Consider the following 18109-nt stretch of genomic DNA (forward strand, 5'->3'; position numbering starts at 1 on the left):
TCGTCGCGGCGGGCCGCAACGCCGGCGCCACCCAGGGGGTCAGCCCCGGGCGGGCCCGCGGCACGGTCACCCACGACCCGTCCGACGCCGCCGGTCGGATCCTCGTCGTCGACACGCTCGATCCGGCGCTGGCCAGCGCGCTGCCGGAGCTGGCGGGCCTGGTGTCGACGACCGGCAGCCCGCTGAGCCATCTCGCGATCCTCGCCCGCGAGTACGGCGTCCCCGCCGTGATCGGCGTCGCCGACGCCACGACGACGTTCGCCGACGGTGACGAGGTGATCGTGGACGGCAGCGTCGGCGAGGTGGAACGCGTCGGGGACGGCAACGCCGAAACCGGCAACACCGAGGCCGGCGACACCCAAGCCGGCGACACCCAAGCCGGCGACACCGAGGCCGGCGACACCGAGGCCGGCGACACCGAGGCCGGCGCCGCGCCTGCCGAGAGCGGGGTTTGAGCGCATGCGGAGACTCGTCGTTCCCGGGATCGCCGCGATCACGCTGATCGGCTCGGGGGCCTACTTCTTCGTCTACCTGTACCGGTGGGAGTGGAACCGGGCGCTGACCAGCGGGGTCATCTTCATCGCCGTCGAGGTCATGCTCGTCGGGGTGACGCTGTGGCAGCGCATCGGCCGGCTCGCCGCCACCGCGCAGGCGAGCCCCGAGCGGCGACGGCGCATCGAGGCCAGGCTGCGGGAGGCCCCGCCGCAGCGTTCGGCCGTGTTCGACTGGCTGCGCGCCGACGGCTCGTCCGCGCCGGTGTTCATCCCGATCCTCATGGGCGCCGGGCTGCTGCTGTCGGGCCTGGCCTGGGTGGTGGAGCGGCTGGCCCGCGCGACGGCCGGCAGCGTCGCCGACCCCGGGGTCGCGGCGACGATGGCGAAGCTCGGCCCGCCGCCGGGCGGCCTGCTCGACGACTCGGCGGACCCGTTGCGCCTGCTGCGCCAGCCGACCAGCCCGCGATGAGAGCGCTGCGCCCGCTGGTCGTGCTCGTCGTCGCCGTCGTGGTCGTCCTCGGCGGGGTGCACCTGCTCCAGGAGGCGACCGAATATCACGGCGGCGCCGGCGCCGAGGCCCAGACGACCGTCCTTTTCAAGATCAAGGACAACGACTTCGGGCACGGCGACGCCTTCGCGGCGACGGCCCTGTGGCAGACCTGCATCGCCACGATCGGCTGGACCGGCGAGGACGAGCCGGCCCCGGCGGGTGGGCGGACCTTCCGCGCCGTCCTGCGCCCCTCCCTGCCCGACGACACCCGCCGCCGCCTACGCGGCTGCCTGGAGGACCTCGTCGTCAACCACGTCAAGGGCAACGTCGTCAGCATGCACTCCGGCGCCGCCTGAGCGACCGGACCACCACCACCCGCGCGGACTACTCGACGGTCGGCCGGCGCGCTGCCGCCTGCCAGCCGACGGCGACGAGGAGCAACCCGGCCACCAGCGCCAGCACACCGGTGACGACCCCGTGGAAGGTGACGGCGTGCAGCCCGCGCGGCACGTTCGCCAGGCCGACGACACCGCCGACTCCCGCGGCGACGACCACCACCGCCGGCAGGACCACCGACTCCGACGGATGCCGCCGTGGCCGCCGCGCCCGGCGTGGCAGTGCCCGCAGATGGGCGACGATCGCCGCCGCGACGAGCACCAGCCCGGCCACGCTCATGCCGTACTGAAGCCACTTGAAACCGGGCAGGGCGCCATGCTCGGCGCGCAACCAGGCCACCTGCCGGACGCCCCACCGATTTTCGTGGGTGAAGTCGTCCCAGCCGACATGGGTCGCCGCCCCCACGGCCGCGGCCACCGGTGCCAGCCGCCACTGGCGTCCCGTGAGCCGTGCCCGGGGAGCCAGCCGCAACCGGACCGGCTCCGGCGCCAGATCGACCAGGGGGTCGCGAGTCAGGCAGAACCACACCCCCAACGCGACCAGCGACAGCACCGGCGCGACGGTCACGACACCGAGCAGGCTGTGCGTGAGCCGGTAGAACTTCGGCCACTCGAAGAACACCGGCACGTCGGGAACCATCGACCCGACCACCATCGCGCTCATCGGCAGCCCGAGCCGCCGCAGCGGCAGCACCGCCGCCGGATGGCTCAACGTGAACGGCACCCTCAACCCCACATCACGCAGATCGACACGGCGAAGATCCCGGGTCCCAGCCTATAGATCCTTGGCCTGGTGTGATCCACCACCTCGGCGACGAAACGGTCACCGAGCTCGTCCCACGGCTAGGTCGGGTGCCGCCTTCCCGACGCCACCAAGCACGACTCTCCGGCAGGACCTGGGGAGTCGGCACCCTCGGAGGCGGAACGGCCGCACCCCCGCCGCGCCTTCCGGAACCCGAGCTCCGCCGGGCGGAAAGACAGCTCGAAGCCCGGCAGCATACAGGCCGCGCTGGGAGCCTGCGCGAGGCCGGACGAATATGAACAATCTTGCCAACCTGGTTAACGTCCGGGGCCCTCAGGCTGCTCTACCTGTGGACGTCAACGTTGACGCGCTTTTTGTACAAGGAGCAGATAGATGGATCCGGTTCTCGCCGCGGCTTCGACAGTCGTCGCCGGCAATGTGCTTGTCCTGGTGGAGCTGTGCCTTCGCCTCCGCTCTTCGCGGCGCAAGGAGGATGCCCATCGCCACCTGCTGGTCGATCTCGCACAGGCCCTGCCGCCCGGTAGCGCGTTGCTCGAGCGTCGCCCCGACGGGACGCGGCTCACCATGATCGTGAAGTCCAACGTGGCCAACTGACGGAGCGCGACGCCATGGACAGCCGAATCGACCCCCCTGACCCTGCCGCACTACATGGAACGACGCCCACCAGCCCGGTCGCCGGCGATCTTGTCGGTCCCTCTGCAACAAAGGTGGCCGAGTTCAGTAGATTTTATCGAGCATTTGTCCCTAAGCTGGTAAATTTTTTGGTCTGGCAAGGAGTCCGCCCCGCCGACGCCGCCGACATCGCCCAGGACACCATGGCGATGGCCTTCCGCGACTGGGATCGGATCAGACACCCAGAAGCCTGGACACGGCGGGTAGCATCTCGCGCATACGTCCGGCGGATCGCCAGCCTCCCCGAAGATCTTGTCGTCGAGGTCCCGGAGCCGCTCTCAGTACTGATCCGCGACAGCAACAGTCTCGACGCGGTGGTCGAGCGACACGAGGTATTACGCCTACTCGCACTACTCCCCCCACGTCAGCGACAGATTATGGCCTGGAACTGCGACGGCTACACCCCCACCGAGATCGCCGAGGAACTGGGGATGAGCTCGGGAGCAGTACGGGCCAATCTCTACAAGGCGCGCCGGACGCTCGCATCCCGAATTTTCCCGGCGGGGGAGGTGGACGCGCCGTGACCCGGCCCGAGGACGACCCGCAGGCCTGGGTTGAGGCGTCCCAGATCGCCTTGATCAGGGAACTGAGTCAGATTCTGGACCTTGATGCCGGCCTACGCGATGCGCTGCTGCCGGGCCGGCACGCTACCGTCGTCGACGACATACATTCATCGCTTGATGTCAGTGCCGGCCTAGCGGCTATCGTACCGGCCACCGGGCCAGCCTCCCCGCTGCGGACACGCCCTTCCACGACACACAGTACGGACGGATTTGGAAGGGCAGAAACCGCGACGGCCCGCCACCTCCGAGCCCTGCCACCTCCCGAGCGACTGGCCCTGCGCGGCCACCCTGCCATTGTCGGTCTCGTCCTGGTGCTACGGCTCGACATCGTCGTCGACCTTGCTGACGGCCTCATGCGCGCTCCGGGCCGGGACCGCGCTCTTACCCTCGGGCGAAATCTCACCCTTGCACGGGACCTCGCCCGCGAGTTCGATCTCGACCTCGGGTGGGACCTCGCCTTCGATCTCGACGCCTCCTACGACCGCATCCGCGGCCTTGCCCGATACCTTGCCTACGACCACGCGGTAGTCCCTGCGGAGGCCGACACTCTCACCCGGGACATGGCCGTCGACCTCGTCCTCACCCGAGCCCGGGTCCTCGCCCGTGTTCTCGACCGGGCGCTCGACCGCATGCCCTCCCCCGGTCGCGAGTTGGCCGACGCCTTCGTCGCCGATCTGTCTCATGGCCGAGACCTCGCCCGAGCCTGTGACCGTGCACGGGCACTCGCCGAAGCTTTCACAATCAAGCCCGCACTCGACACCGCCGTGAACAGCGCTCTGCTGGACAATCTCGTCCGGGCCCGTAACGACTTCACCGAGGCTGATCTACGGGATGCCAACCTGATTGGTGTTCCGCTGATCGGTGTCCGCTGGTCGCGTACCACCCGCTGGCCACCGGCGTGGCGGGAGCTGATTGAACAGCGCTCCGAGGAGGTTGAACCTGGAGTCTTCGAGATCCGTGACGGCATGGCAGATGTGGATACCGCGATGGCCCTGGTCGATTCCTGAGCGGAACAACCCGAAGCCAACCCTGCACACGGCATGGTGACGGACCCAGGACCCGGCCAACTACCGGCGGACAGCCGGGCGGCCACCGTCGGCGTCCGGACGGCGGGCATGGCCGGTGACGGGGCCGAACAGGGTGGTGCGCAGGGCCGGGCCGAGGGTGCGGACTATTTCATCAGCGGTCATGGAGGCGAGCGGTTCGACGGCCAGGACGTAGCGGGTGAACACCAGGCCGCCGAGCTGGCCGACGAACGTGCCCGCACGGTGGCGGGCGTCGGCGCCGCTGAGGCGGTCCGCCAGCCGGTCGACCATCTCCCGCTGCAGGCCGCCGCGGAGCAGCGTCGCGAGCTCGGGGTCGGCCACCGCCGCGCGGACCGCGGTGAGTAGCGGCAGCCCGGTCTCGGGCCGGTCCCAGCCGACCACCAGGGCGCGGATCGCCCGCTGAGGCAGGGATTCCAGCTCGCCTTCGAGCAGGCTGGCCAGGACATCCGCGGGGTTCATGGTGAGCTGCAGGACGGCCGCGAACAGGCCACGCTTGGAGCCGAAGTAGTAGCTGATCAGGGCCGCGTCGACACCGGCCTCCGCCGCGAGGGAACGCATCGTGACCGCCTCGTAGCCCTCGCGGCGGAACCGGTCCCGGGCGACGGCGAGGATCTGGGCCCGCACGTCGGGGCTGCCGGGCCGCCGTCCACGCCGCGGCGAAGAATTCATCACGGTTGAACAACGGTAGCCGGCCCCGTCAAGGTCCATCCAGCGCACCGACCTGGAGGACCGAGATGACCACACCGGCATCGCCGCCGACAACCCCCCCGGCAACAGCCACGCCCACGCCCACGCCAGCGCCGCCGCCGACGCCGACGCCGACGACGCCGACCACGACCACGACCACGGCCACGGCCACGGCCACGGCCACGACAGAGACGCACCCGACGTCCACGCCGGGGTCCGTCGTCCACCACACCCGGGTGCTGGTGGTCACGTGCGGAGCGCTGGCCACGGTGATCTCGGCGATGTCGTCGCTGAACGTCGCCCTGCCGTCGATCGCCGCCGACACCCACGCCTCGCAGACCCGACTGTCTTGGATCATCGACGCCTACAGCCTGGTCTTCGCCGCGCTGCTGCTGCCGGCCGGGGCGCTGGGCGACCGTTTCGGACGGCGGCGCGCCCTGCTGGCCGGACTGTTGATCTTCGGTGCCGGTTCGGCGGCGGCGCCGTTCACGAGCAGCGCGACGGCGCTGATCGGGCTGCGCTGCGTGCTCGGCGTCGGCGCGGCGCTGGTGATGCCGGCGACCCTGTCGACGATCACCGGCACGTTCCCGCGGGACCGGCGGGCGGCAGCGGTCGGGGTGTGGGCGGCCGTCGCCGGGGCCAGCGCCGTCGTCGGCCTGCTCGCCTCCGGCCTGCTGCTGCAGGCATGGTCGTGGCGTTCGGTGTTCGTCCTCGGCGTCGTGCTCGCCGCCCTCGCCGCGGTGGGGACCTGGCGATTCGTGCCCGACTCGGCCGCCTCGGACGGGCCGCCGCTGGACGTCGTCGGCGCCGTGATCTCGATCGCCGGCCTCGGCGCGCTCGTCTACTCGATCATCGAGGCGCCGGAGCGCGGCTGGCTCGGCGTCCCCACCCTGCTCGGGCTCGGTGCCGGCGTCGTGCTGCTGGTCGGATTCGTCGCCTGGGAGCTGCGCACCCGCGCCCCGCTGCTGGACCCGCGGCTGTTCACCCGGCCGGCCTTCGCCGCGGGCACCCTGTCGATCCTGCTGCAGTTCTTCGCCTTCTTCGGCCTGATCTTCATCACGATGCAGTACCTGCAGCTCGTCCGCGGCGACAGCGCGCTCGTCGCCGCGGTCAGCGTGCTGCCGATGGCGGCCGGAATGATGCCCGCCGCCCGCCTCGCCCCGAAGGTCACCGCCGCCGTGGGCGCCCGTGCCTGCTGCGTGGCCGGGCTGCTCCTGATCACCGCCGGGATGCTCGTGCTGTCCCGGCTCGACCAGGGCAGCTCGTACTGGCTGCTGCTGGCCGGGCTGTTCCCGCTCGGCGTCGGCATGGGCCTGGCGATGACGCCGGCGACCACCGCCGTCACCGACAGCCTGCCGCCGGCGTTGCAGGGCGTCGGCTCCGCCGTCAACGACCTGTCCCGTGAACTCGGCGGGGCGCTGGGCATCGCCGTGCTTGGCAGCCTGCTCAGCTCCACCTACCGCAGCCACCTGGCCCTGCCCGCCGTGCTCCCGCCGGCCCTCGCCGAGAAGGCCCGCTCCTCGCTGGGCGTGGCCGCCCACCTCGGCGAGCCGGTCCTCGGCCGTGCCCAGAGCGCCTTCGTCGACGGCATGCAGATCGCCTTCGTCGGCGGCGCGGTCGTCACCGGGATCGCCGCGCTCGCCGTCGCCCTCCTGCTGCGCACCGAACGGCGGACCTGAGCTCCCGCTCCGTCAGCGCGTCGGTAGCCGTGGGTAGCGCTGGTGGAAGACGTTGCGCTCGACGGGACGCCGGCCGGGATGGCGGCGTTCCTCCGCGGCATAGCCGACGGCGACCAGCAGGGCGATGGCGAGGTCGTCGCGGTCGGCGATGCCGACGGTCTCCTTCACGGCGGCCTCGTCCCAGCCGTTCATCGGCGAGCTGGCCAGGCCCAGTTCGGTGGCGGCGAGCAGCACGTAGGTCGCGGCGATCATCGCATCCTTGATCGCGTACTCGCGCAGCAGGCCGCGCCGTTCGAGGTCGTGTTGGAAGTCGTCGGACGCGGCGGCGAACATGGCGATGAAGTCGTCCGACCAGGCGCCGGCCTCGCGGGCCTGGTCGTAGATGTCGGCCTGGTCGGCGCGCCAGGCCTGCGGCTGCGCGACGAAGACGAGGACGACCGGAGCCTCGGCCGGCTGCGGCTGCCCGCCGGTGGCGCGCACGAGACCTTCCCGGCCCGCCTCGTCGCTGACGACGACGATCGAGCGGTCCTGCAGGTTCCAGGACGTGGGTGCCTCGACGGCCAGGGCGAGCAGGGCGAGCAGGGCGTGGCGGCCGGGACCGGCTCGGGCCGGTAGTGGCGGACCGTGCGGCGGGTCCGGATCGCGTCCGCGACGGACAGAGTCGGCCGGGCAGGCGTCACGAGACCGGCGGCGGGTCCGGAGGGCAGAAGCTGCGTCATGGCACTCACTGTCGGGGAGTGACTCTCTTTTCGAAAGAAGGAACTTATTGGTGCGCTACTCTCCCCTGTATGGATGACCGGACAGTGGTCGAGTCCTCGGGGCTGCCCGCGGACGCCTTCTGCGCGAAGTGCCCGACCCGCCAGGTGCTCGACCACATCGCCGGCAAGTGGACGGTGCTGATCGTCGACGCACTGCTGCGCGACGACACGATGCGCTACACCGAGCTCGCCCGCCGCATCGAGGGCGTCTCGCAGAAGATGCTCACCCAGACGCTGCGCGCCCTGGAGACGGACGGATTCGTCACCCGCACGGTCCACCCCACCAGCCCGCCGTGCGTCGACTACACGCTGACCCCCCTCGGCCGCAGCCTCGCCGAGCCGATCACCGCCCTGCGCCGCTGGACCGAGACCCACATCAACGACATCGAACGCGCCCGCGCCGCCGCGCGGCCGCTACCCTCCGCCGGGGCCGACCTCAGGTAGCAGCGCAGCGACCGGTCCGGACTCGGGCTGCCCGACGAGGGCGTGCCGCGGAAGCAGCAGGGGGGTCGCCAGCAGGAGCAGGCCGGCGGCCGCGATCGCGATCCGCGGGCTGGTGAGGCCGGCCAGCAGGCCCCACAGCGCCGTCAGGGTTGCGATGGCGGCCTTACTGGTGACCGACCAGGCCGACAGCGTCCGGACGACTCGCCTGGCATCGGTCTGGTCAAGCCGGTAGGTGGCGAACACGGGATTGAACACGCCCATGCAGGCGACCAGGCCGAACTGGACGGCGAACACGAGCACGATCCCGGCCGTGCCAGGGCGGATGAAGGCCAACCCGAGCGACCAGCACGCCCGCAGTGTGCCGGCAACGAGCAGGACCCGGTGCCGCCCGTGCCGCGCGACGAGGGGCCGGGCCAGCCGAGAGCCGACGAGCCCGCCCACGCAGGGCACACCGAACGCCAGGCCGTACTGCCACGGCTCGAACCCAAGATCGCCGAGCATCAGAATGGCGACCAACGGAGACGTCGCCATGATCAACCCGTTGACCAGGACCGTGTTGACGAACAGGGGCCGCAGCGCCGGGTGGCTCAGGATGTGGCGCCACCCCTCGGCGAGGTCGCGCATCCGGGCCCTCGGCACGCCGGCCGGCGCGGAACGCGGCTCGCGCCCGCCGCTCCCGCCGATCGCGCCGATCGCGCCGATCGCGCGGAGTCCCGCCGCCGAGAGCAGGTAGCTGATCGCGTCGGCCAGCACGGTCGCCACCGGTCCGAACAGTCCGATCGCGGCCCCACCGAGCGGCGGCCCGACGACGGTGGCGGTCCAGGTCGTCGACTCGAATCGGGCGTTCGCGACGAGCAGGGCCTCGCCCCGCAGGAGTCCCTTGACGTAGGCGCCGGCGGCGGCCGTGAAGGCGATGTCGGCCGCGGCGACCGTGATCGACACCACGACGAGCTGGGTGAAGGTGAGCCAGCCGAGCGCGAACGCGACGGGGACGCTCAGCACCGCGGCGAACCGGGTCAGGTCCATCGCCACCATCACCGGCCGCTTGCGGCGAAACTCGACCCAGGGACCGAGCGGCACCGCCACCAGCGCCCCCACCGCCGGCCCCGCCGCCGCGAGCACCGCCACCCCGGTCGGCCCGGCGTGCAGCACGAGGATCGCCATCAGCGGGAACGCGTCGAACGCCAGCCACGTGCCGAAGGTGCTCACCGCAAACGCGGCCCAGAGCCACCCGAAGCGCCATTCCGCGGACCGCCCCTCGCCCACCACCCCGCCCCAGCCCTTCCCGCCGCATCCGGACGACATCTCGTTGACCAGCAGGATCTAAGCGAGTGGGAGAGGGCCGAAGCAAACAACCGCCGCAACGGCGAGCCCCAACCCCGGGTTGTGCGACTAGCGTCGGGCGACGTGGATCTCGAGGCTGTGCGAACATTTGTCTCCGTCGCGGACACCGGTCAGTTCCAGAACACCGCCGCCGAAATGGCGATCACCCAGCAGGCGGTCTCCAAGCGCATCGCCAAGCTCGAAGGAGATCTCGGTGTGCGGCTGTTCACTCGCACAGCGCGTGGAGCTCAGCTCACGATCGACGGCCGGGCGTTTCTCCCGCACGGCCGCGAGCTGCTCCAGGTCGAACGGCGGGCGACGGATTCTGTGCGACCCGGCCGACGTGCGCTGCGCATAGACGTGATCAACCGACGGATCGCCCCGACGGCCCTGCTCCGCGATTTCCACGGTGCCCACCCCGACCTCCACCTGGATGTCGTGGTCCTCGACGACTCCGGCGTCGACGCCGCCATCGCGGCCGTCCGAGCCGGAACGATCGACGCGTCGTTTCGGGCTGTCCCCCTCCCCGCGCGGCAGATGCCCGACGTCATCAAGGCGATCCGGGTCGTCGACGAACCCCACGAACTGCTCACCGGGCCGGACCACACGCTGGCCGCAGCTCGCGCCGTCACGCCTGCCGACCTGGTCGGACACCGGATCTGGATACCCGGCATCCTCCCCGGGACAGAGTGGGCCACGTATTACGACGACCTCGCCGCGGAGTTCGGCCTCACCATCGATCCGGTCGGACCCAACTTCGGCACCGAGCACCTTCTGGACGTCCTCGCCGACTCCGCGACCCTGGCCAGCATTGTCGGCGAGCAGACCCGCCTGCTCTGGCCCAACCACTACGACCTGCGCCGCATCCCGCTGCACGACCCGACACCGGTCTACCCACATTCCCTGATCTGGCATCGCGACAATCCTCACCCGGCGCTCGCCACACTCCTCCATCACCTCCGGTCGGTCCGGCCCAGGCGGTGCCAAACCAGAATGTGGATGCCGGCGTGGGCAACCCTACAGAGGTGACTTTGCAGCCGGGCCCAGCTCGGACTCCACTGAAGCGTGAACGCGCGGGCGCCGTGGCGCGGGCCCAACCTTTCGGGGCCGGCGGTCCTCTGTAGGAATGGAGCCGGTGGGCACCTTTGACCCCGCCGCAGGAACATGGCGCCCGTTCGGCTCCCGGGTTCTCGCGTCCGGACCGCCGCATGCCGGCATGGCGAGGCCCGGCACCCATTCCCGCATGGAAGGTCTCGCCCATGGCAGCTACCCACCCGGTCACCACCCCGCGCCTGCAGGAGCACCGAGTCCCGTCCACGGCCGCCGTCCCGGTCAGGCAGGTTCCGCCGAACCGGCCCACTCGGCCGGCTCGGGCAGAACGGCCAGATCAGCCAGATCAGCCAGATCGTCACGGTGTCCGGCTGACGCGCCGGGTCGTCCGATTCGTCGGCAGCGCCGTCGTCGCGGGAATCGCGGGCGCCTTCGCGGCCTACCCGGCCGGGTGCTTCTGGGAGTGGGTCGCAAATCTGCCCGGTTTGCCCATCTGACCAGTGCGTACGCCTGACTCGGGCGCCGCGCCGGCGACCCGGGCCGGGCGTGGTTGGATGATCTGACTACGACGTCTCCGAATATTTTTTCGGCGCGGCCCAACCTTTCCCGTCCGGCGGTGCTCTGTGCAGGCAGTGGCACAACCGCGAAGCAGCGGGAACGGAGGGCCCAGCAGTATGACGACGACGCACGAACCCGGCGGCGACGCTTCGCCGCAGGCAGCCGGAGCGCCGCGGTGAGCGGCCTGCCCGAGCGATCTCGGGCCGTGTCCTTTCCGAGTGTGTGGCCGAGTGAGGTGGAGAAACTCTTCGACGACAATGCCGCCCGGCTTCGCGGGTATCTGCTCTCCGTCGGCTGTCCGGAACCCGACGTCGACGATGTCATCCAGGACAGCATCCTGATCGTGGCCCGCAGGTATGCGAGTCTCGACCGCCCGGAGATGGTCCGGACATATTGGTACAGAATCGCCAGCCGCCTGGCGTGGAAGCTCCTGAAGGAGCGGCGCGACCGATCACTTCCCGGTGATCCGGCCGACTATCTTCAGGCACTCCCAGACCCGGCGGAAGGGGCGGTCGATCCGGACGGCCGGCAGGCCGCGCTCGCGCTCGTCCACCGCCTTCCGCTACGACAACGGCAGGTGCTCTGGCTGCGGGTCGTGGCGGGATTCAGCGAGGCCGAGACGGCGGAGGTGCTCCAGATCTCCGTCGGCACGGTGAAGTCGCAGTTCAGTGACGCCAAGAAGAACATGAGGAAGTTCGTGGAGGGCTCCGGGGAAACTCGGGAGGAGGGCACCAACTGATGGACGTCGAATCTCTGCTGAGGACCCTTGCCGACCCCGGAGAGCCGACCGGCGGGGATTCCGGGCGGACTTTCGTCGAGATCATGCAGGATGCCGACGAGGACCCGTGGGAACGCCGCCGCATCCAGCGCCTCGCCGATCTCCTCGACGTCGAGGACGCGCTCTACGCCCAGGCACTCGAGCATCTCGCGGCCGGCGACGACCACGCGGCCGAGCCGCTGCTGCGCCTCGCCGCCGAGGCCGCCGGCGGCGAGGCCGAGGACCATCTCGCCCGCGTCCTGGCGGACCGCGCCGCGGACGCCGCCCCCGCTGAGGCCGGCGATGGCACCCCTCAGCCCGGCGATACCGGCGGGCGGTCCCCCGCACCGGGTCGGTCCGAGCAGACTTCGGCCGCACGCGGCCCGGACGACCTGTTTCTCCCCTCCGGCCACCCACGGCCCGAAGGAGAAGGCACGCCTGAACTGCTGCCGGCATCCCGGTGGACGTCCTGGGTCAAGGCAGAGCTGGCCGGGCGGCTGGTGAACCCCGTCGGGGTGGAGCACCATCCCGGCGTCTGCGACGATCTCGGCCTGCGGTTCCGGTACTCCACCGTGACGATTCTTACGGTGGACCTCCAAGAATTTTCGCTACCTCGGGCACAGGCGCCGAGATCATGCTCCTTCCGACCTCACACGGACCGACCTTCCGCGCACGTCGTTTGGGCGGAAGAGATGGCAGCTCTTGGGGCATGTACGTTCGACTCCCGCTTTGTGCTGGTTCCGCCGGCCCGCGATCTCCAGCCGATCGATCAGCAGATCCGACGAATCGACCGCGTCAGTCGGCCCGCCGCGAGGACGGTCATCGACGTCATGCGCAACGACGTCCCCGTTCCGGTGATCTCCGCCGGAACGACCGTGCATGCGGCGCTGGAACGGATGTTCGCCGCCGAGGCCCACGTGGCCGCGGTGGAGGCGGGTTCCGAACTCGTCGGCGTCATCCGCCTGTCCACCCTCGCGCAGCGGCTCGCCGCCACCCAGGGCTCCCCGTCGATCGAGCGAATCACCGGCCTGATTCATCCGGCGGACTTCGTGCCTCCGGACGCCCCGCTCGACGCCGCCAGACGCACCCTCGCCCGCGATCCTGGGGGAATCGTCGTCGTCCGCGGCCGGGATGGCCGACGGCTCGGATACGTCACCGCCGAACTCCTGCTCACCAGCCCCGACCAGGACAACGGGCCCGCCAACCACACCCTCGACCAGCCGGGTACCGTCACGCCGATTCTCTTTCCGTCGCGTTCGCTCCCGGCGAGGATCGGTCGCCGCGCCACCGCCACGTGAGGCCGGCGTCAGCGCCTCATGGTCCGGTCGACACCGAGCCGCCACCACCGACGGCGCCGGTGCGTTCGGCGTAGCTGTCGCGGGCCGCGAGCAGGTTGGGCAGGTGCTCGTCGGCCCAGCGGCGGCCGGCCGCGATGAGGTCGAGAAGACGGCAGCCCAGCGACGTCAGCTCGTACTCGACCCGCGGGGGTACCTCCGCGTGGACGGTGCGAGTGATCATGCCGTCACGTTCGAGCGCCCGCAGGGTCTGGGTGAACACCTTGGGGGTGGCGACGTGCATCGGCACGCGGAGCTCGGAGAAGCGGCGGGGGCCCTGTTCCAGGCAGACGATGACCATGGCCGCCCATTTGTCGCCGATGCGGATCGGCACGGCGCCGCTGGGGCAGGCCGGGTGGAACATGTCCTGGCTAAGTGGTTCCATCGGTATCCTCGCGGTGCTCGACTACCTTTGCGGTGACTCGACTACCTTTGCAGTAACCAGTGTTTCACGGGTTACCTTCGCGTCCGCGCCGCCCCGATCTAGCGGTGTCGGCGGCACTCAGCCGCAGACGCGAGGAAATGAACAATGCAGGCCGTTCGCTTTCACGAGTACGGTCCCCCCGACGTTCTGCGGGTCGAGCAGATCGCTGATCCGCAGCCGGGTCCCGGCGAGCTGCTGGTCCGGGTCACCGCCGCGGGAATCGGATTCGCCGACGTCCAGATCCGGGCCGGGCTGATGCGCGATGCCCTGCCCGATCTGCCGCTGCCCTTCGCACCGGGATTCGAGATAGCGGGCACCGTTGTCGGCGTCGGCGGTGGCGTCGATCCGGAGGCTGTCGGTCGCCACGTCGTCGGCGCGACGTCCCACGGTGGCTACGCGGAGCTCGCCGTGGTGCCCGCGGCCACGGTGCTGCCGCGCCCCGAGGCACTCGACGACCCGACGGCGCTCGGGGCACGGCCGGATGGTGATCTATGGGACGACCAGCGGGCAGCCACCGCGCCTCGACCCGCTGGCCGTGTTCCACCGGGGGGTGTCGGTCATCGGCTTCGCCTCGCCCGCGCTGCCTGCGCACGGGCTCACCCAACTGCGGAAGCAGGCGTTCGCTCTGGGTGGCGGCGACGCGCTGCGGCCGATCATCGGCAGCGTCCTGCCGCTGTCGCAGGCGGCTGCCGCGCACCGCAACGCCGAAGATCGCACCGCCGTCGGAAAGGCTGTTCTCGTCCCCTGACGACCCGCCCCCCGATCTGCCCGACGGGGAGCTGTCGGGCGGATGTTGGCGGCGGTCGTCCTGCGGCAGCGCGTTCACCAGGTAACCCGACGGTTGCGCGGACGTGCACAGCCGGGGGTCGCCGCGGGGACGACGATCCGTCGCCGCGCCCAAAAGTTGGCGAACCGCCGGTCCGCCCGGTGCGCCGGCGATGTACCGTGCCGGCGGTCCCGGACCTCGTCCGGGCCGCCCATGACCCCGGTCCGTAGCTTGGAGCGCCTACCTCGTGACGCGTCGCAAGAATGGGACGGCGGCGACCGCCCCGAACGGCGGGCGCCTGCCCGGACCCGCCCTGATCGCGACGCTGACCGCCCTCGTCGGGCTCCTCGACGTCATCGGCGCGATCAGCCACCGGCCGACCCGGTGGACCTGGCTCGGCCGGTTGATCCCCGGGGTGGTGACGCAGGCCGCCGCCGGCACCAGCGTGGGCGTGGGCCTGCTGCTCATCGGCCTGGCCCACGGACTGCGCCGGCGCAAGCGCCGGGCCTGGCGCGCGGCGGTGGCGCTGTCCGGGGCGGCCGTCCTGCTGGACCTCGCCCGCGGCCTTGCGATAGTCCCCGCGGCCATCGACCTTGTCCCGTTCGCGGTCCTGGTCGCCTGTCGGCGGCACTTCCCCGCCGCCGGTGATCCGCGGACCAGGTGGCGAGCCCTCGGCGCCCTCGCCGCGCTGGGCGCCGCGGACCTGATCGTCGGACTGGCCGTCATCCGGTTCCGCCACGGCGCCGGCGGCCTCGCGGCGCGGCTGGAGCATGTGCTGGCGGGCCTCGTCGGGGTGACCGGACCGGTTCGCTTCGGCCCGGGCGACGGTGACCTCGTCGGGGCGGTCCTGCTCGCCCTCGGCGCGCTCACCGTCGCCGTCCCCGGCTACCTCGCGCTACGCCCGGCCGCCCCGGTCGCCGCGCTGACCGTGGCCGACGAGACCGGGCTGCGGACGCTGCTGGCCCGCCACGGCGGGCGGGACTCGCTGGGATACGTGGCGCTGCGCCGCGACCGCAGCGTGTTGTGGTCCCCGTCGGGGAAGGCCGCGATCAGCTACCGGGTCGTCGGCGGGGTCGCGCTGGCCGCCGGCGACCCGATCGGCGACCCGGAGGCATGGCCCGGGGTGATCGGCCCGTTCCTCGACCTCGCCGCCGCGCACGCCTGGGTCCCGGCGGTGCTCGGCTGCGGACCCGACGGCGGGCGCGCCTACCAGCGGGCCGGCCTGCGGGTGCTGGAACTCGGCGACGAGGCGGTCGTGCGGACCGCGGTGTTCAGCCTGGGCGGGCGGGCGATGCGCGGCGTGCGGCAGGCGGTGGCGCGGGTCGAGCGCGCCGGTTACACCACCCGGATCGACCGGGTCACCGACCTGGACCCGGCCGAGCGGACGGCGCTGGCGGACCGCGCGGCGGCCTGGCGTTCCTGCGGTGCCGAACGCGGCTTCTCCATGGCCCTGGGCCGCGTCGGCGCGCCCGAGGACGCCGACTGTGTCGTCATCCGGGCGTTCCAGGGCGGGCGACTGCGCGGCCTGCTGACCTTCCTGCCCTGGGGACCGGACGGCCTGTCCCTGGACGCCATGCGCCGCGACCGCACCGCCGCGAACGGGCTGACCGAGTTCATGGTGGTGGCCCTGCTGCGCGAGGCCGACCGGCTGCGCGTCACCCGGGTGTCGCTGACCTTCGCCCCCTTCCGAGCCGCCCTGGCCCGCGGCGAACGGCTGGGCGCGACCCCCGCGCTGCGGCTGTGGCGCGGGCTGCTGCTCGCAGCCTCCCGCTGGTTCCGGATCGAGTCGATCTACCGCTTCAACGCCAAGTTCGACCCGGACTGGCAGCCTCGCTACGGCTGCTACCCGACCACCCGCGACCTTCCCCGCGTCCTGCTCGCCGCCCTGCGCGCCGAGGCCCTGCTCCCCCGCCCCTCGCTGCCCGCCCGCCGCCCGCACCTGCCCTCCCCGACAGCCGACGTCAGCAACCCCAACGACGGCGACGCCAACGACGGCGACGCCAACGACGCCAACGCCAACGACGGCAGCGCCGACGACCACCAGAGTCCCGATGACCGGAGTCCCGACGGCGGGCGCGAGCACCCCGGCAACACGCATGCCGCCGCCCCGGGCCCGGGAGCGGTGACGGCTCAGCAGGCGCCGCGGGAATCATCCGACCGGCCAGCATCCGAACCCGCAGCATCCCCGGGATCCGCGGGATCCGCGGGATCCGCGCGGGCAGAGTTGCCGGCGCGGTCCACCGGCCGCCGCCGGGAGGGCACTCACCCGACGGATGGCGGCCACTCCCGCGAGGGCCGACACAGCCAGGAACCTGATCAGGCCCACGATGGCGGCGACTCCCATGACGGCGGCCACTCCCGTGACGGCGCCCGCCGCTCCCCGCACCGGGCCACCCGACCGCGTTCCCCCCGACCGCGCCACGCCGAGGCCCCCGACCGTTCCCCCTTCAACACCTGACCATGATGTTCCGGCTCGCCCGGCGGGTCAGCTGCCGGTGGGGCGGCAGGGCTTCTGGTCGGCCGTCGAGACTTTGATGTTCGACGCGGTCGCGGCGAGCGACAGACCCGTGGCGTCGGTCGAGGCGTTGGTGACGGTCAGGTCGAAGGGTAGGTCACCGACGGGAATCGGGATCTGCGGCACGTAGCTGCCGAGGTTGCCGAGCGGGAACGTCAGGTCGAACAGTCCCCGCAGCGAGATCTCCGACGGCACCAGCATGACCCTGTTGTCGTGGACGGCGAAGGTGGTCACACCGCCGACCTGCTGCTCACCGAGCAGCGGGATGTTCGCGGTCGCGGTGATCTCCAGGCGGCTCCCGCCGTCGACCGGGGTGATGTGCACCCGGCCGGGCTGGGTGCGGAGGAAGGCGTTGAGGTCGGCGTACGTCATGCGGACCGCCGCCCTCATGTCGTCGATGCGAATGGTGCCGTCGCCACCGGTGGCGAGCTTGAAGATCGGGACGTGGACGCCACGGACGTGTGCGCTGATCCGCTCGACGCGGGGGCCGGTCGTGGGCAGGCCGGTCATGGTCATGCCGACGTCGGAGAACGATCCGGTCAGCACCTGGGTGAGGAACGGGAAGCCGCCGATGCTGACGTCGGAGACCGTCGGCGGGGGGGTGTCACACGGCAGGCCGGCCAAGGCGCCGCTGCGGATCTGGCTGGCCATCTCCCGTTTCGCGAACGCGACGGCGACTCGGTCGACGACGAGGAACTGCGCGACGAGCGCCGTCAGGACAATGAACACGATCCCGACACGTCCGGGGCGCCGGCGCCAGGTGGTGCGGGTCCGACGGGTCGCGGCGGCTCGTTCCGGCGAGTCCGCCGGTTGCGCCGGCAGCTCCGGCGACTCGTCGTCGGCTGCCGTCGGGACGGCCGCGCCCGCGCCGGGAGAGGCGACGGTGTAACCACCGGTCCGGGACCATTTTTCGCTCCACGGCCTGCCCACGGCATCGCTTCCCTGGTCGGCGTTTCCCTGGTCGGCGTCGACCTCGACCTCCCATGCCCTGCCGGTGTTTCTCAGGCTACCGTCAGCGGTGCGTGCGCCGCCGGAGCGACTCGAGGAGATAACGCCCGGCCCCGACCTCCTCGACCGGCGGCGTCGGCGGTGACATCCGGACGCCCCGAGCCCGCGCCGGCTTCTCGGACTGAACATTGACAGTCGCCGGCAGCATCGGTTCGCTCGGCTGATGACAGGTGGCGCAACCATGCGGCTGGCGTTGGTGAGCTCGGCACCGACGCCGGCGCTGCGAGCCGCCCGATTCCCGGCGGACGAGAACCTCGACCCCGATGGCCGGCGCCGCGCCGCGCTCGCGGCCCAGGCCGTGGTGGACGGCGTGCTGCCCCGCCGGGCTCGGGTGCTCACCGACGGTTCCGCCCGCGCCCGTCAGACGGCTCAGGCGCTTGCCC

The 18109-nt window shown here is 71.7% G+C and carries 19 protein-coding genes and 2 pseudogenes; 15 read left to right on the forward strand and 6 right to left on the reverse strand.

Annotation, left to right across the window (positions count from 1 at the left end; genetic code table 11):
• The 3 genes from ND748_RS10625 to ND748_RS10635 form a co-directional block, all read left to right on the forward strand.
• A partial coding sequence (locus ND748_RS10625; RefSeq protein WP_251745504.1) for a PEP-utilizing enzyme occupies positions 1-455 on the forward strand: 455 nt, incomplete at its 5' end.
• Between the two features lie 4 nt (positions 456-459).
• Positions 460-963, forward strand: coding sequence for a hypothetical protein (locus tag ND748_RS10630; protein WP_251745505.1), 504 nt, complete (start codon positions 460-462; stop codon positions 961-963).
• On the forward strand, positions 960-1340 hold the full coding sequence (locus tag ND748_RS10635) for a hypothetical protein (RefSeq protein WP_251745506.1): 381 nt from the start codon (positions 960-962) through the stop codon (positions 1338-1340). Before ND748_RS10630 ends, ND748_RS10635 begins: the two co-directional genes overlap by 4 nt.
• 28 nt (positions 1341-1368) lie before the next feature.
• On the opposite strand, the gene ND748_RS10640 is transcribed toward ND748_RS10635, so the two are convergent.
• Positions 1369-2103, reverse strand: coding sequence for a DUF4184 family protein (locus tag ND748_RS10640; RefSeq protein WP_251745507.1), 735 nt, complete (start codon positions 2101-2103; stop codon positions 1369-1371).
• Between the two features lie 411 nt (positions 2104-2514).
• Between ND748_RS10640 and ND748_RS10645 the strand changes: the two genes are divergently transcribed.
• From ND748_RS10645 to ND748_RS10655, 3 genes are all read left to right on the forward strand, one after another.
• Complete coding sequence (locus ND748_RS10645; RefSeq protein WP_251745508.1) at positions 2515-2736, forward strand: hypothetical protein; 222 nt, start codon at positions 2515-2517, stop codon at positions 2734-2736.
• Positions 2737-2750: 14 nt separating this feature from the next.
• Positions 2751-3338: a sigma-70 family RNA polymerase sigma factor gene (locus ND748_RS10650; protein WP_251745509.1), complete on the forward strand. Its 588-nt coding sequence runs from the start codon at positions 2751-2753 to the stop codon at positions 3336-3338.
• A gap of 350 nt (positions 3339-3688) precedes the next feature.
• Positions 3689-4384, forward strand: a complete 696-nt coding sequence (locus tag ND748_RS10655; protein WP_251745510.1) for a hypothetical protein — start codon at positions 3689-3691, stop codon at positions 4382-4384.
• A gap of 60 nt (positions 4385-4444) precedes the next feature.
• Here ND748_RS10655 and ND748_RS10660 read toward each other — a convergent pair whose 3' ends face one another.
• Positions 4445-5092, reverse strand: coding sequence for a TetR family transcriptional regulator (locus ND748_RS10660; protein ID WP_251745521.1), 648 nt, complete (start codon positions 5090-5092; stop codon positions 4445-4447).
• A gap of 65 nt (positions 5093-5157) precedes the next feature.
• Here ND748_RS10660 and ND748_RS10665 point away from each other — a divergent pair, with 65 nt between their 5' ends.
• Positions 5158-6789 carry an MFS transporter gene (locus ND748_RS10665; RefSeq protein ID WP_251745511.1) on the forward strand — a complete coding sequence of 544 codons (1632 nt, stop codon included), beginning with the start codon at positions 5158-5160 and terminating at the stop codon, positions 6787-6789.
• 12 nt (positions 6790-6801) lie between these two features.
• On the opposite strand, the gene ND748_RS10670 is transcribed toward ND748_RS10665, so the two are convergent.
• A complete protein-coding gene (locus ND748_RS10670; protein WP_308205621.1) occupies positions 6802-7371 on the reverse strand; it encodes a nitroreductase family protein in 570 nt (189 codons plus the stop codon).
• Positions 7372-7577: 206 nt separating this feature from the next.
• On the opposite strand from ND748_RS10670, the gene ND748_RS10675 reads away from it, so the two are divergent.
• On the forward strand, positions 7578-7991 hold the full coding sequence (locus tag ND748_RS10675) for a helix-turn-helix domain-containing protein (RefSeq protein ID WP_285901912.1): 414 nt from the start codon (positions 7578-7580) through the stop codon (positions 7989-7991).
• Here ND748_RS10675 and ND748_RS10680 read toward each other — a convergent pair.
• Entirely contained in the window at positions 7962-9296 is a 1335-nt protein-coding gene (locus ND748_RS10680) for an MFS transporter (protein ID WP_251745513.1), read from the reverse strand. The genes ND748_RS10675 and ND748_RS10680 overlap by 30 nt on opposite strands.
• 102 nt (positions 9297-9398) lie before the next feature.
• Between ND748_RS10680 and ND748_RS10685 the strand changes: the two genes are divergently transcribed.
• From ND748_RS10685 to ND748_RS10695, 3 genes are all read left to right on the forward strand, one after another.
• A complete protein-coding gene (locus ND748_RS10685) occupies positions 9399-10343 on the forward strand; it encodes a LysR family transcriptional regulator (protein ID WP_251745514.1) in 945 nt (314 codons plus the stop codon).
• 814 nt (positions 10344-11157) lie between these two features.
• Positions 11158-11661, forward strand: a complete 504-nt coding sequence (locus ND748_RS10690; RefSeq protein ID WP_251745515.1) for a sigma-70 family RNA polymerase sigma factor — start codon at positions 11158-11160, stop codon at positions 11659-11661.
• A complete protein-coding gene (locus ND748_RS10695) occupies positions 11661-12977 on the forward strand; it encodes a CBS domain-containing protein (RefSeq protein ID WP_251745516.1) in 1317 nt (438 codons plus the stop codon). The genes ND748_RS10690 and ND748_RS10695 overlap by 1 nt, the downstream gene beginning before the upstream one ends.
• 16 nt (positions 12978-12993) lie before the next feature.
• Here ND748_RS10695 and ND748_RS10700 read toward each other — a convergent pair whose 3' ends face one another.
• Positions 12994-13398, reverse strand: coding sequence for a helix-turn-helix domain-containing protein (locus ND748_RS10700; RefSeq protein WP_251745517.1), 405 nt, complete (start codon positions 13396-13398; stop codon positions 12994-12996).
• Positions 13399-13542: 144 nt separating this feature from the next.
• Between ND748_RS10700 and ND748_RS10705 the strand changes: the two are divergent.
• The 3 genes and pseudogenes from ND748_RS10705 to ND748_RS10715 form a co-directional block, all read left to right on the forward strand.
• Positions 13543-13818 (forward strand): annotated as a pseudogene (locus ND748_RS10705) (alcohol dehydrogenase catalytic domain-containing protein); the annotation flags it as partial.
• 100 nt (positions 13819-13918) lie between these two features.
• On the forward strand, positions 13919-14185 hold the full coding sequence (locus tag ND748_RS33980; protein WP_251745518.1) for a zinc-binding dehydrogenase: 267 nt from the start codon (positions 13919-13921) through the stop codon (positions 14183-14185).
• A gap of 265 nt (positions 14186-14450) precedes the next feature.
• Positions 14451-16661: a phosphatidylglycerol lysyltransferase domain-containing protein gene (locus ND748_RS10715; RefSeq protein ID WP_251745519.1), complete on the forward strand. Its 2211-nt coding sequence runs from the start codon at positions 14451-14453 to the stop codon at positions 16659-16661.
• A 27-nt stretch (positions 16662-16688) separates the two neighbouring features.
• Here ND748_RS10715 and ND748_RS10720 read toward each other — a convergent pair whose 3' ends face one another.
• On the reverse strand, positions 16689-17648 hold the full coding sequence (locus tag ND748_RS10720; protein ID WP_251745520.1) for a DUF2993 domain-containing protein: 960 nt from the start codon (positions 17646-17648) through the stop codon (positions 16689-16691).
• A gap of 259 nt (positions 17649-17907) precedes the next feature.
• Here ND748_RS10720 and ND748_RS10725 point away from each other — a divergent pair.
• A pseudogene (locus ND748_RS10725) lies at positions 17908-18109 on the forward strand (phosphoglycerate mutase); the annotation flags it as partial.

The sequence above is a fragment of the Frankia sp. AiPs1 genome (assembly GCF_023716945.1).
In the GTDB taxonomy this organism is placed as follows: domain Bacteria; phylum Actinomycetota; class Actinomycetes; order Frankiales; family Frankiaceae; genus Frankia.